At 37.7% G+C, this 14238-nt stretch carries 10 protein-coding genes; 5 read left to right on the top strand and 5 right to left on the bottom strand.

Annotated elements, in window-relative coordinates:
• Positions 1-233 precede the first annotated feature (233 nt).
• Both HHL20_RS04925 and HHL20_RS04920 read left to right on the top strand, forming a co-directional pair.
• On the top strand, positions 234-1322 hold the full coding sequence (locus HHL20_RS04925) for a sensor histidine kinase (RefSeq protein WP_169230059.1): 1089 nt from the start codon (positions 234-236) through the stop codon (positions 1320-1322).
• Positions 1312-2073, top strand: a complete 762-nt coding sequence (locus tag HHL20_RS04920; RefSeq protein ID WP_169230058.1) for a LytR/AlgR family response regulator transcription factor — start codon at positions 1312-1314, stop codon at positions 2071-2073. Before HHL20_RS04925 ends, HHL20_RS04920 begins: the two co-directional genes overlap by 11 nt.
• A 230-nt stretch (positions 2074-2303) precedes the next feature.
• On the opposite strand, the gene HHL20_RS04915 is transcribed toward HHL20_RS04920, so the two are convergent.
• A complete protein-coding gene (locus HHL20_RS04915) occupies positions 2304-2897 on the bottom strand; it encodes a porin family protein (RefSeq protein WP_169230057.1) in 594 nt (197 codons plus the stop codon).
• A 293-nt stretch (positions 2898-3190) separates the two neighbouring features.
• Between HHL20_RS04915 and HHL20_RS04910 the strand changes: the two genes are divergently transcribed.
• The 3 genes from HHL20_RS04910 to HHL20_RS04900 are packed head-to-tail and all read left to right on the top strand — an operon-like array spanning position 3191 to position 8894.
• On the top strand, positions 3191-4315 hold the full coding sequence (locus HHL20_RS04910; protein ID WP_169230056.1) for an efflux RND transporter periplasmic adaptor subunit: 1125 nt from the start codon (positions 3191-3193) through the stop codon (positions 4313-4315).
• Positions 4316-4333: 18 nt separating this feature from the next.
• Positions 4334-7492: an efflux RND transporter permease subunit gene (locus tag HHL20_RS04905; protein WP_169230055.1), complete on the top strand. Its 3159-nt coding sequence runs from the start codon at positions 4334-4336 to the stop codon at positions 7490-7492.
• The gene (locus tag HHL20_RS04900) at positions 7479-8894 is read left to right on the top strand and encodes an efflux transporter outer membrane subunit (RefSeq protein WP_169230054.1); all 1416 of its coding nucleotides are present in this window, start codon (positions 7479-7481) and stop codon (positions 8892-8894) included. Before HHL20_RS04905 ends, HHL20_RS04900 begins: the two co-directional genes overlap by 14 nt.
• A 142-nt stretch (positions 8895-9036) precedes the next feature.
• Here HHL20_RS04900 and HHL20_RS04895 read toward each other — a convergent pair whose 3' ends face one another.
• From HHL20_RS04895 to HHL20_RS04880, 4 genes are all read right to left on the bottom strand, one after another.
• Complete coding sequence (locus HHL20_RS04895; RefSeq protein WP_169230053.1) at positions 9037-10194, bottom strand: hypothetical protein; 1158 nt, start codon at positions 10192-10194, stop codon at positions 9037-9039.
• 221 nt (positions 10195-10415) lie between these two features.
• Positions 10416-11468, bottom strand: a complete 1053-nt coding sequence (locus HHL20_RS04890) for an MFS transporter (RefSeq protein WP_228463084.1) — start codon at positions 11466-11468, stop codon at positions 10416-10418.
• Between the two features lie 457 nt (positions 11469-11925).
• Positions 11926-12207 (bottom strand): hypothetical protein, encoded by a 282-nt coding sequence (locus HHL20_RS04885; protein ID WP_169230052.1) that lies wholly within the window; start codon positions 12205-12207, stop codon positions 11926-11928.
• Positions 12208-12993: 786 nt separating this feature from the next.
• Positions 12994-14088, bottom strand: a complete 1095-nt coding sequence (locus tag HHL20_RS04880; protein WP_169230051.1) for an ATP-grasp domain-containing protein — start codon at positions 14086-14088, stop codon at positions 12994-12996.
• Positions 14089-14238 lie beyond the last annotated feature (150 nt).

Below are 14238 nucleotides of genomic sequence, written 5' to 3'. Positions count from 1 at the left end.
TTTTAAAGACATTGCAAATGTACTATCTTAGAAGAAGTTGTTTCTAAAAAATTAGGTGACAATGATTATAAAGGCCCTGAAATGTCAATTTTCGGCTTTGAAGTGTAGGATGATCGCTTTAAGTATTTAAATTTACGTTTCAGAAGTATTTTTTACCGTCTGACCTAAAAATAACAATGAAAGGAAGTTGCAATATGTACCTTTACCGCTTACATTAAAACTATTTTATAAAAATGATAAAGAACACAGGATTCTTTAATAAAATGAAAAGACGAATGGCAGTATGGCTTATTGCTTTTATGCTTTTCTATCTTTTAACGTACTTAATTGATCCTTTTGCATACAAGGAATATATTGACAAGCCATGGTCCGTGATTATAGAAGATTTCCTGTGGGTTTTAGTGATTTCAATCGTAATCTCGGAACTGAGTATGCTGATAGATAATTTCTTACAAAAAAAACTTTCATGGGATGTCCGCAATATAAAAAAGCTTCTAACGCAGGCTCTTTTACAGATTATAGGAAGTATTATTATTGTCTTATTCTTTTATTCTATTTTTTATGTCTATGGTCCTACTGACATTAAGTATACGGTTATACAGGAATACACTTTCTTGGCTCAGTGGATTGCCGTTAATATAATGGTTTCTTTGCTGATAAGTGCTATTAATACAGGTAGTTACTTGTTGGAAAGTTGGAAAAAGACAGCTATTGAGGCAGCTCAACACAAATTAAAAGCCTCTGAGCATAAAAGAATAGCGATGGCCGCAGAACTGCAAGCTTTGAAACTGCAGATCGACCCGCATTTTATCTTTAATAATCTGAGTGTTCTTTCAGAATTAATATTGGAAGATCAGCAATTAGGATACGAATATTCTGAAAGCTTTGCTAAAGTGTACCGTTATTTATTAGTGAATTCAAAAAAAGATAATATAACATTGGATGAAGAACTTAAATTTTTGGATGCTTACATTTATTTGATCACAAAGAGAATCGGGGAAGGCGTACGTTTCGATATTGCTATTGATCGATCTTTCCGGAATATGCTCATACCGCCGTTAACCCTCCAGTTTCTGGTTGAAAATGCACTGAAACATAATCAGACTTCAAAAACAAACCCTCTTGTTATAAAAATTTATACTACCCAAGACCGCTACCTTGTTGTGCACAATTCTTTGGTACCTTTACTTAATAATAACAATTCTTCCGGAATTGGAATTAAAAACATCATAAGCAGGTTTGAATTCATGGGGGACAGGAAACCCTTGATATTAAAAACAGATAAAGATTTTATTGCAAAAATACCATTATATGAAGTTTAGAAAAATATTGATCGTTGAAGACGAGAAACCAAATGCGGACCGCTTAAAGCGGCTGATCCTAAAATTAAGGCCTCATGCTGAAATACAATCAGTAGAGGATTCCATTGCTTCATCTGTAGAATGGCTTGAAAATAATCCCATGCCTGACCTTATTATGATGGACGTCAGGCTTTCCGACGGTCTAAGCTTTGAGATCTTCACTAAGGTAGACGTGAGGTGTCCCGTCATATTTACAACTGCTTATGACGAGTATGCCGTAAAGGCTTTTAAATATAATAGTGTGGATTACCTTCTAAAACCTGTTGAAGAGGAAGAATTAGAAGCAGCATTGCAGAAATATGAAGGCTTTATGGAAAGCATTCCCTTTGTAGGAACTGCTTTAGAAGGTTTGTTAAACTATATTCAGCCAAAGGAGTTTAGAAAAAGATTTTTGATTTCTCATAAAGATGGCTACAAAACAATCTTAACCGAAGATATCTTATATTTTTTTACTGACCTGGGAATTACCAAAGCCCAACTGATAAAATCTTCGGAAGTAATTCCGCAAACCCTTGAAGAACTGGAGAAACAGCTGGATCCAAAATCATTCTTCAGAGCCAACAGACAGTATATTATTAATATTAATTCTGTAAAAAATGTGTTTAATGACTTCAACGGTAAATTAAAGATTGAACTCATTAACCAGCCTGAAGCAGAATTGATCATCAGCCGGGAAAAAGCATCGTCTTTTAAGGCCTGGATGGATTTTTAAGATACTTCTATATTTAATTAACATAGCCTGCATCAACTTTTGAGCAGGCTTTTCAATTTAAAATCTTTTAGTGTGTATGCTATTTGTTAGCGCTGTAATTTTATATTAGTCGTATGGGCGTATTCAGATTGAAATTTTTTTATAAAAATTGTTTCAAAACTTACAAATTATTTCATAAAAGAGCCCTGCAGTTAAAACCGAAGGGCTCCGACCAACATTGAAAACAACTATTATAAGGAAATCGCATATCCAAGCGATACTGCAAAACCTCTGTTTTTGATTGCCGCTCCTTTAGCGTCAGAAATATTACTCAAACCTAAATTATATCTTCCGTCAACAATAAGCTTACCCGGTCCTGCTGGAATGGCAACTCCCGCTCCCATCTGCAGCCCAAAATCGATAGTTTTTGTTTTCCCATAGACCGCTTTTACAGCATTATTCTTCCCCATTAAAAAGCCCACTGATGGTCCTGCGTTTACATAGACGGGTCCGAAGCTGTACTTCGCTAAAACCGGAACTTCTATGTAATTGAAATTAAAATTCTGGTTGACCAATGCGTTTTTGATTTTTGTACCTTTACTTATAAAGTTCAGCTCCGGCTGAATGGAAAAATTTGCTGCTCCTGTGGGAATATTCACACCCAGGCCTGCCTGAAAGCCCACTTTTGACTTTTCACCATTTACTCCCTCGATAGACTGTTTATAAACAGCGATCCCAGCCTTTGGAATTAATTGGATGTTTTCACTGTTTTTTTCTTTGGTCTGCTGAGCATTTAGGCTAAAGAATCCCAATACCATGGCTGTTGCTACTAAAACTTTTTTCATTACGATTAATTTAATGTTATTATTTATTTGATTATTTATAATGCGAAATTACAATAGATATAGCAGCGTGTTTTTGATTTTAAGGTGAAACGGAAGAAATGACAGGTCAAGCGTTATTTTGAAATTGTCAAGTGAAAAAGCCCCAAAAATGACATTGGAAACCATAAATAAATGCAGTGAACACTTCATTTTGAATATCTCCCGTTTCAAGTGCAATTAATTACGTTTCACATGATTTACTAAAAAACATACCCGGTTTATCGGCTTACTTTGCAGTCAAATAAAAAAGTATTATGTATTTCAGAACCGGATTAATCGCTGCATCACTGAGTATAGCTATGGTAATGTATTCCTGCAATTCAAATGACAAGCAGCAAGAGGCAACTGCCGCCTATCAGATGTCAGCAGTGCCAACAGACTTTATACAGTTAAGAATAAGCGACGCCGAAATCAGCACTGGTTACCCGGGATCCATCGAAGGTCAGGACAACGTCGAGCTGAAAGCCCAGGCAACAGGTTATCTGGAAGCTGTTCTGGTTAAAGAAGGGCAATATGTAAATAAAGGTCAGACTTTATTTAAAATTAACTCATCGGTCTATAATGAACAGGTAAATACAAGCAGAGCAGGGCTAAAATCTGCTTTGGCCAATCAAGCTGCAGCCAGACTGGAAGTTGAAAAGCTAAAACCTTTGGTGGAGGGAAAAGTTGTTTCCGATATGCAGTTAAAAACAGCTCAGGCTAATTACGAAGCAGCTTCCGCCCAGGTAGCCCAAGCTAAATCGGCACTCGGATCCTCCAGTATTAATGCTGGCTTTACCTTTATCAAAGCTCCGGTAAGCGGATATATCGGAAGAATTCCCAACCGAATCGGTACTTTGGTTTCTCCTTCTGATGCCTCACCGCTGACGACATTGTCTAACATTAATACCGTAAATGTATATTTCTCAATGAATGAAGCGGACTACATAAGTCTGGCGAAATCATCAGCGCAGTTGTCTAACAATGATGTGAATCTCCTTCTGGCAGATGGAAGTACTTACGACCTTAAAGGCCAGTTGGAAACTGCCAGCGGCAATTTTGATAAAAATACAGGAAGCATACAGATGAAAGCTGTATTTCAGAACCCCAATAGGCTGTTAAGATCAGGTGGTACAGCACGGGTTATTATCCGTAAAAATGCAAGCTCAATCGTTAGAGTACCCAAAAATGCAGTTAAAGATATTCAGGATAAATTCTTTGTGTATAAATTGGTCGGAAAAGGCAAAGTACAAATGATACCTATAGAAATAGAAGGCGGTACAGCCAATGATTACTTTGTGAAATCCGGTGTGCAGGCAGGGGACAAAGTGGCTATTAACAGCATAGATATGTTAACCGACGGAGTACAGGTTGTTGCAAAAGTAGTACCTCAAAAATAATCTTAAAATAGTAAAGAAATGTTGCAAAAAATAATAGACCGTCCGGTTTTGGCAACGGTGATTTCTCTTATCATCGTTATATTGGGTGTCATTGGTCTCAACCAGTTGGCCGTCACCCGTTTTCCGGATATTTCCCCACCCACCATTATGGTTTCCGGGTCCTATCCCGGAGGTAACAGCGAGACGGTAATCCGATCGGTGGTAACACCTCTTGAAGAGCAGATCAATGGTGTGGAAGATATGGAATATATTAAATCCAATGCCAGCAATGATGGGACGTTTTCGATTTCCGTGATCTTTAAACAGGGTGTGAATCCAGATCAGGCTGCCGTTAATGTTCAGAACAGGGTTCAGCAGGCAACCCCTATTCTACCGCAGGAAGTAATCCGTATGGGTCTTACTACCTCCAAGCAGCAAAACAGTATGGTTATGCTTTTCAATCTTTACACGGATGATAACAGCAAGTACGATGAAAAGTTCCTGCAGAATTATGCTAATATTAACCTAATCCCTTCCATTAAAAGAGTTAAAGGTGTTGGGCAGGCGCAGGTGTATGGCGCTAAAGATTACTCAATGAGAATCTGGCTTAACCCTCAGAAAATGTCTTCATACGGAATAGATCCGAACGATGTTTCAAACGCCATTGCCGACCACAGCTTGGAATCTGCTCCAGGAAAACTTGGAGAAGAATCAGACGCTGCGCTGGAGTATATCATCAAATACAAAGGAAAGAAAAATACGCCTGAAGAATACGAAAGAATTATCGTTAAGAACGATGGGGCAAACATTATCAGGCTCAAAGATATTGCCCGTGTGGAATTTGGATCCATAACGTATAGTGGTAATAACTTATCCAACGGTAAAAATGCAGTGACCATCGGGATTATGCAGACCACCGGATCCAATGCTAATGACATTGAAATCGGAGTAAACAAGTCGATTGAAGAACTCTCCAAATCTTTCCCACCCGGAATCAAATACACAAAAGTAATCAGTACCAAAGAGAAGCTGGATGAGGCGACCGGCCAGGTTAAATCAACTTTGATAGAGGCATTTATTCTTGTATTTATTGTTGTTTTCATTTTCCTACAGGATTTCAGGTCAACCATCATCCCTGCAATCGCAGTGCCCGTAGCGATCATCGGAACATTCTTTTTTCTTCTCGTTCTCGGATTCACCATTAATGTACTGACCCTATTTGCTTTGGTACTTGCCATTGGTATTGTGGTGGATGATGCCATCGTTGTGGTCGAAGCTGTTCACAGTAATATGGAAGGCACTAACCTTACCGGTAAAGAAGCTACTCATAAAGCAATGGGTGAAATAACGGGAGCGGTTATTTCCATTACGCTGGTGATGTCGGCAGTATTTATCCCGATAGGATTTATGTCCGGATCAGCCGGTTTATTCTATAAGCAGTTTGCATATACATTAGCCATTGCAATTTTGATTTCAGCGGTTAATGCACTGACTTTGACGCCTGCTCTGTGTGCCGTATTTTTAAAGAATAATCACGCGGATGATGCACACGGTAAAAAACAGGGATTCGGAAAAAGATTTGCCACAGCGTTCAATGCAGGATTTAATAATATGACCGGAAGATATGTAAAAGGGGTAAGATTCCTCATTTCGAAAAAATGGCTTTCCGGCGGACTGATCGTATTAATTATTGGCGCTTCGGCGTGGATGATGACCAGCACACCAAAGAGTTTCGTACCTATGGAAGATGACAGCCTGTTTATGTACAGCTTGACAATGCCCCCCGGTACAGGTCTTACGGAAACAACAAAAACATCAGAAAAAATTAACGCTATCCTGAAGAAGCTTCCGGCTGTAAAGGAGAACACCTCCATCACAGGTTTTAATATGTTGAGCAACAGTTCAGGATCAACGTATGCTATGGGATTTGTCAAGCTTAAAGATAAAAAATCACGTGGAGATATCCAGGATATTGACGAAATAATGAATATGGTCAATCAGGAATTATCCGTTATTAAAGAAGGGACAGTATTGACTTTTAGAATGCCTCCGGTGGAAGGCTATGGTATGACAAATGATGCAGAAATTGTTCTTCAGGACCGTATGGCAAGAGATCCGAAATTCCTGAAAGCAAAAGCAGATGAAGTAATCGGGCAATTGATGCAGGTTCCTGGCGTGGCGTATGCCTATACAATGTTCAGAGCAGATTATCCGCAGCTGGAACTGGAAGTTAATGAAGATAAGGCCGACCAGTTAGGTGTAAAAGTATCCAATGTCTTAGGAACAATTCAAACTTACTTTTCCGGGGACCAGTCGCAGAATTTTTCAAGATTCGGTAAGTTTTACAGAGTTAATATCAAAGCCGACGGAGTCTTCAGAATGGATGAGAATGCCTTTAATGATATTTTCGTTAAAAGTACGAATGGGCAAATGGTTCCTGTCAGCACATTGGTTACGCTTAAAAAAGTGTACGGTCCTGAGTCGGTAAATCGATATAACCTGTTCAGCTCACTGAATATCAACATAACACCGCAGCCAGGCGTAAGTAATGGTGAGCTAATTGAAAAAGTTGAAAGTGCATTAAACAATCTTCCATCCGATTACAGCTATGAATGGACAGGGCTTAGTTTAGAAGAAAAATCATCAGGAAATCAGACCGTAGCTATTTTTGGATTGTGTTTGCTTTTCGTTTACCTTCTCCTTTCGGCGCAGTATGAAAGTTATGTACTTCCGCTTGCCGTAATGCTTTCTATTCCTACCGGTATTTTAGGTGCTTTTTTAGGTATTACAGCAATTGGCTACGATAACAATATCTATGTTCAGGTAGGACTGGTCATGTTGATCGGACTTCTGGCGAAAAACGCCATCCTGATTGTAGAATTTGCGCTTCAGAAAAGGAAAAGCGGCCTTTCAATTCTTGAATCCGCGGTTGAGGGAGCCAAGTCGAGATTAAGACCCATCATTATGACCTCCTTAGCATTTATCGTGGGAATGATCCCGTTAATGCTTTCCGCCGGAGGTATGGCTGCAGGTAACAGATCGATCAGTACCAGTGCAGCGATGGGGATGTTAACAGGTGTAGTATTGGGTGTCTTTATGATCCCTGTATTATATATGTTCTTCCAGTTTCTGGATGAAAAGATATCCTCTAAGAAATATTCTACTAATGAAAATGTACAGATCAATGAAAACAATTAATTTGAAACAATACTTTTTTACAGTCGCAACGGCATCACTATTGATGTCCTGCGCTGTAGGAGCACCATATAAAAGAGGAGATATTGATCTTCCTCAAACGTACAAGGATGCCCCTGCAGTTACCGGTGATTCCATTGTACTTCCCTGGAAAACTTTCTTTAAAGATCCGAGACTTGCAACACTCATCGAAACAGCATTAGAGAAAAATAATGATGTGCAGGTAGCCCTCAAAAATATTAAACAGCTCGACCTTGCCTACAGGCAAGCTAAAAACTCCCTATTACCAACCGTGGATCTTACCGCTGGAGTTACCAGAAGCTGGGCATCTGATAATAGTTTAAACGGATCGCTGAATCAGCAATTTACCGGTAATAAATATATCGATGACTTCAGCGCGACGGTACAGGTCTCTTGGGAAGCTGATATCTGGGGCAAAACAAAGATGCTTAAAAATTCCGCTGCTGCCGATTATTTTGCTCAGAAAGAGAATGTACAAGCAATAAAAAGCAGAATTATCGTTCAGGTTGCACAGGCGTATTATAATCTTTTAACACTGGATCAACAGCTAAAAATAGCAAAGGAAAACATTGAATTAAGCGACAGTATGCTTAAGATGATGAACCTTCAGTTTAATTCCGGTTTGATCAATTCCCTTGCCGTTCAGCAATCTGAGGCTCAAAAGAAAACAGCAGAATTGCTTGTTCCCTTAGCTCTGCAGAATATTTCAGTACAGGAAAATGCTTTAAGCATCCTTTGTGGCAGCTACCCTACTGCAATTGAAAGATCCGGAACCTTGGAACAAATATCGGAAAACAACGCTTTATTAAACGGAGTTCCTGCACAATTATTAAGCAGAAGACCAGATGTAAAGGCCGCTGAGTTTGCGGTTATAAGCCTGAATTCAAAAACAGGTCTGGCTAAAGCCGCTATGTACCCTACCTTTAGCCTGACACCGCAGATCGGGGCGAACTCATTCAAATTTAATACCTGGTTCGATCTGCCGGGATCATTAACCAAGACACTGGCTGCTAATCTTGCGATGCCACTACTTCAGAAACGCCAGCTGAAAACAGCGTATGAAACGGCAAAAATAGAACAGGAGAAAGCAGCGATTAACTTCCGGCAAACAGTAATGACTGCAGTATCCGAAGTATCTGATGCGATGGCAAGATCTAAAGGAAGCACAGAAAGACTTGCCTTGCTTGATCAAAGAACTAAGATATTAGATAAAGCTATTGGCGATGCTACAAAGCTTTATAAAAGCGGAATGGCCAATTACCTAGAAGTAATTACCGCACAAAACAATAAACTGCAGAATGATCTGGAACAGATCAATGTTCGCCTCGAGAAAGCAAATGCAGAAATAGATCTTTACCGTGCATTGGGTGGAGGCACAAATTGATTTCAAAATGAGCTGACTTAGTATTCTGAGTCAGCTTTTTTGGATAGATTATTGTCTCAAATCTTTTGCAAAATGATGTTCATTTCAAATGATATAAGATCATCCTACAAAACATTATTTTGCTAATCAGTTTGTTGAATAGTTAAACAATGGGATGCCTTTCAAATATTTTATTTTCATCAAAATGGTATCTGTATGTCGTCAATCGCCTTGTTATGGTTGAATTAAGACTTTCTGCAATCTTAATCATTTTAGGGTTGAAATCACCAATCCACTGGAGTTCAATAGTTTCAAAATCAGTAAATTTTAACATGTGTTCGGTCCCTTCACAGATCATATAGCCTTCTATTCCCTTTTTCTGCCATTCCGGTACTACTCCAAAGACCATTCCCACCATCTTACGATTTTTACGGAACTTTTTTAACCATAAAAATTTTAATTTCTCTATCAGACCAAATTTACCGTTAAAATACTTTAACCATTGATTGATATCAGGAATGTTCAGCCATACTGCTATCGGTTTATCATTCTCGTATACAAACCAGGAAATATGTTCGTTGATGATAGACTTCATCTCTTCAAACATTTTGATTGTATCCGCTTCTTTCAACTGCTTTCCTTCGCCGTGAGAAATCCATGCTTTGTTATAAACTGTTGTAAAATCTTTGGCATATTTTTTTAGATTATTCTTTTTCAGTGCCACAGCCTTAATGGCCGGATTGAGCTTGTGCTTCTTATGCATTATCATAAAAACTCTTGAAACTTCGCTATCGGTCCTACGGGAATAACAAAGTTGGTCAAAATAACTTCTAAAACCATAATTTTCAAATAGTGTCTGATAATAGGGAAAATTGTAGTTCATAGAATACAGCGGCTCCGTGAACCCTTCTACAAGAAGTCCCCAAAACTTATCTCTTTCACCAAAATTGATAGGACCGTCCATTGCTTCCATCCCTCTTTCCTGAAGCCAGTTTTTACAATAGTCAAATATAAAATTCGCAATTTCCTGATCGTTGATACAATCAAAAAAACCGAAACCCCCTGTTGGCTGCTCCTGTTTGTAAGACCTGTTGATGAAAACTGCAACTTTGCCAACAGTTTCATCATTTCGTTTGAACAACAGTCTCTGACAATGACCGTCTTCAAACAACTTATTCTTAGCATTGTCAAAAATACATTCAATATCTTGGTCTATAGGACGGATGTAATTCTTGTCATCATTGTAGAGTCTGCCAGTAAAATTCAAAAACTCTTCCTTTTGCTTTTTATCCTCCACAATTATGATACTAACGTTCTTCATATACTTAGCTGTTTAATAGTAATAAATTCAAAGACTTTGTAAATATTGATTTAAAGTTTTCTCTTATTCCAATTTTCTTATCTGTTGAGAAGTTAAAGCTATTAAGCAAATGACACCTCCCACAATTCCCATAACAATAAATATGGTGGTTACGCTCATTAATTCACCGATTAAAAAAGCAATACCTAATCCCACTGGAGTTGCAAATCCTTGGATTGCAGTTAAAAGAGACAACGCATATGATTCGGGATAATACGCTGTAGCAACGCGGTAAGAGGTGCATTACCTAAGATAAATGACAAGCCGCTGATTGCCCAAAAGGTTACAGCAAGCCAAAATAGATTGGGACTGGCTATCGCTGTTGCGGCCATCGAAAAACAAGACAGAGCAAAGCCAAATATAATCCATAAAATCTTGCGCTTCGGAGTGAAAAATGTTACAATAAGTCCTCCTAGAACCATTGCTGCGCCTGAACAACCTTCAATCAGGGCGACCTCCGGTGCATTGCCATTGAAGTAATTTTTTACAAGCAATGGAACGAACGTGAAGCATGGCATAATCACCAAAATCATTGCACCTAACATAACGTAAAGGTTTCGAAGTCCCTTGTTGTTCCAGACCAACTCTATGCCTTCTTTAATTTCCCGTCCAATATTTTTAATGCTTTTGTTTTCACTGATATGCTGGGGTATTTTGAATATAAGAAGTGGCAGAATACCGAACAAAGCAGTAAACACATCAATACTAAGCGCCCATTCGATGGGCATTAGACTAATAGCTAACGCTCCCAAAGGTGCACTAATTATCGTAATAACTCCTCCTAAAGTCTGGTTGAGACCAACTGCATTGCTGAGGAAAGATGCCGGAACCAGCATCGGAATACTTGCATCAGAAGCAGGATCCTGGATCGTAGCTAAAATCCCCCTCACACCGACAAGAACATAGATATGCCAAATACTGATGAGCTGAGTATAAAAAAGGTAGATTAATATAATGATGCAGAACATACTCAAGAGATCAGAAAAAATCATCAGCATTCGCCGGTTGTATCTGTCTGCAATAGCTCCTGCAATAGGGCCTAGTAATGCCTGTGGCAAAAAAGCCAATACACCTGCTATGGCTAAAGATGAAACCTCGCCCGTTGTATCGGTAATCCACCATAATAAAATAAATTGTGTTACTGCTGATCCTACTTGGGAAAAAGTCTGACCAATAAAAATGGAGACATACCTGATTTTCCAGTCTTTATTTACTAAAGAATTAATTTCTTTCATATGAATCGCTTAATCAATCATTAATTGATAATGACTGTTTTATTTAAAATTAGCAATATTCCGAACGTAAGGTGCAAAATCTCAGGTGAAGCAGCAGAAATGCACGATGAAATGTCTATACATTTAATTGAAGTGAATTAATATTATATCCAAACATATTTCAGGTCATTGGCAATTTCATATGCTTGGAGAATAATGCCTACTTCGTTGTTTAATATTACCTATGAGATAGTTGAAAAAATGGGATTCTATTTTATTTTAAATGACAGAGTAAAAAAATACGACAGCCTTTCACAGCATTTTTGTTTGGTAGAGGTGCAGGATTAAATGCTCTTAAATGCTTCAGTTTTACCATACTGATTTGGTATTGAAAAGCAGTCTACACAAGATAAATTAGCCCTTTAAATTTAGAAAGATTGATAAATAAATCTTAAACAATCATAACTATATTTGATAGTTATTTCATTTTGCTTTTCTCAATAATTTTACAGTAGGATAAAAATTTTCTAAATGACTTACTTTTTGAATCATAATATCCTGACCAACCATTTATTATATTTAAATGAAATATATAATCGTTGATAAAGACCATGGGAGGAATAAATACTAATTTAATAAATAGTTTATAATTACTTATTATTTTAGGAATATTGTCTTGTTGTTCTGTTTCATTGTTTATTTTCTCTATACGTGAAGATATGTTATTTTCGGAAATTGCTTTTCTTTTATAAATTTTCATATTCACTTATTATATATTATTATAAACGGGTTTTAAAAGGTGGCATCTTTTCAACTGTAAAAATATTTCTTAAGCTTAAAGAGATGTCCCAAACGTTTCGTCTTCTTAAATACTCTTCACAGCAGATTCCAGAAGCAGCCTTCTTTTGGGACATCCTTTGACAGCTTATATATGATCCATGCCTGATGTTGAAAGAAGTTAATGTTAGGTTATATTGTAAATCGTTGCATGGATCTAAGCTATATAGAAATGATAATTCGTTAACGAAGATAATATTTGTAGCATCCTATCTTTCAAAGAAATCTAGTAAAGCGTAGAAATATGCTGGTGAAGCATCATTTTAGGGGTTTATAACGTCTTCAGCAAACCATGCATTTTGAAAACTGATAAGATAATTGAAACCATTTTGATGCTTAAAGCATAATTTGATTTACCATTGTTTAGGGAAAATCAGCTGGTAACCGGATCGTTGCCATTTTAGAATTATCCTAACTATTCGTGCGTATTAAGCGGCGACCGATTCCGTTAGATAATGATGATGGCGGCCTCAGAAGTAACCGGCGCGAAGTCAAGGTCAGATGGTATTGCTTGCAAGCTTAATACACTGAGAAAAGTACAATGGATTGGAAAAGGTTTTAAATCATTCAACAGACCTATAGTATAAGTATAACATCTCAACCCTGAAGTTATATAAACGTAATGTTCCTTTCGATATTGGATATCACAATATTCTAGCTTCATGAACAGTCCTAAACTTCAAGTATAGCTTACCTTTTAAAATTCTGATTAAAATAGTAAATAATTTTTCAAATTTCTAAATTTTTCGATGTCAGAAATATTCCAGCGTTGATGTAAAATATTGAGCAGTAATTCATCATAAGACCACCCAATCTTTCTGGCGGCTAAAGCTGAAAGGCTATCCTGATCTTCTCTGCCCGGTCTCGATGAGCCTGTCATATTTGGCTTCATATTCAAGTCAAATAAAAGATATCTTCCTATAGAATCTCCGCGGCAATCAATTCTTATTGGTGCTTTTGCCTTAACAATTTCAGCAGCTTTTTCACAAGACTTCATCAGATCAATGACAGGTTGCTCTGCTGATTCTGAATCGTTCAAAACTTTACTGTTGTTAATAACGGCTACGGCACCATTATATGGCGCGATACCGTCTTTGTGATTGAATCGTCTGACAGGCGGCAAACTCCAATAGTAATCTTTACGAATATTTTTTCCGACAACCTGATAATCGCCAGGAGGCATCACCGTAATCGTTAATTCTTCTCCTGGAAGGAAGCTTTCAATATATAATGAACTGCCATATTGGTTAGAATTAAAGAAAGTTTTAATATTTTTTTGCAGCTCTGCATCATTATGTACGACAGTAACTCCCTGACTTCCTCTTCCGCGGATTGGCTTTATTACAACAGGAAAGTCGAATTCTTGAGTGATTGTAAAACGACCTTGGTGAATAACAGTATTGTCGGGAACAGGAAGATTGAAACTTTGTAAAAGTTTATTGGTGGTTATCTTGTCATCAAAAATATCAACAGCTAACGGTAACTGCCCAATGATGCTTACGTTACTTTTCTTAAAGCTTTCAATTGGGTGGCCACTGTATAAAACCGTATTTAACCAAATGGTATCTGCTCCTCGGCTTATAGCATCCTTAATTCCGTCAACCGTATCTGGAAAAGACCATTCTAAATCTTCCGTTGTTCTGGGAATATCCATAGGTGTGATGATATTAACACCACTTTTACCTAAAGAGAATGCGATGTCCGCTGAGCTATCAGCGTAACCTCCTATTTTCATTGGTTTAATGATTCCACTTTTTAACGGTGGTTGTTTGGCTTGATGTAATAGTGCTACTTTGCGATTCATGTCACTTTTTATGATCTGGTATTTCAACAAACTTAAAATATAGATGATCTTAACAATACCAAAATTGGTAGCTTCGCCGAGGTATCTATAAACTGTACTATATAAGTATTTAAGACTTCTGAAGGTCTACGCTGTCGACCTTAAATTTAC

The sequence above is a fragment of the Chryseobacterium cheonjiense genome (assembly GCF_012927265.1).
Taxonomy (GTDB): Bacteria; Bacteroidota; Bacteroidia; order Flavobacteriales; family Weeksellaceae; genus Chryseobacterium; species Chryseobacterium cheonjiense.
Note: the sequence above shows the minus strand (reverse complement) of the source record. Positions and strands in the feature narration are given on the sequence as shown.

Bases quoted from the DNA above. Each gene is read 5' to 3' on its own strand.
- HHL20_RS04925 (WP_169230059.1), top strand. From the start codon at position 234: ATGATAAAGAACACAGGATTCTTTAATAAAATGAAAAGACGAATGGCA.
- HHL20_RS04920 (WP_169230058.1), top strand. From the start codon at position 1,312: ATGAAGTTTAGAAAAATATTGATCGTTGAAGACGAGAAACCAAATGCG.
- HHL20_RS04915 (WP_169230057.1), bottom strand. From the start codon at position 2,897: ATGAAAAAAGTTTTAGTAGCAACAGCCATGGTATTGGGATTCTTTAGC.
- HHL20_RS04910 (WP_169230056.1), top strand. From the start codon at position 3,191: ATGTATTTCAGAACCGGATTAATCGCTGCATCACTGAGTATAGCTATG.
- HHL20_RS04905 (WP_169230055.1), top strand. From the start codon at position 4,334: ATGTTGCAAAAAATAATAGACCGTCCGGTTTTGGCAACGGTGATTTCT.
- HHL20_RS04900 (WP_169230054.1), top strand. From the start codon at position 7,479: ATGAAAACAATTAATTTGAAACAATACTTTTTTACAGTCGCAACGGCA.
- HHL20_RS04895 (WP_169230053.1), bottom strand. From the start codon at position 10,194: ATGAAGAACGTTAGTATCATAATTGTGGAGGATAAAAAGCAAAAGGAA.
- HHL20_RS04890 (WP_228463084.1), bottom strand. From the start codon at position 11,468: ATGAAAGAAATTAATTCTTTAGTAAATAAAGACTGGAAAATCAGGTAT.
- HHL20_RS04885 (WP_169230052.1), bottom strand. From the start codon at position 12,207: ATGAAAATTTATAAAAGAAAAGCAATTTCCGAAAATAACATATCTTCA.
- HHL20_RS04880 (WP_169230051.1), bottom strand. From the start codon at position 14,088: ATGAATCGCAAAGTAGCACTATTACATCAAGCCAAACAACCACCGTTA.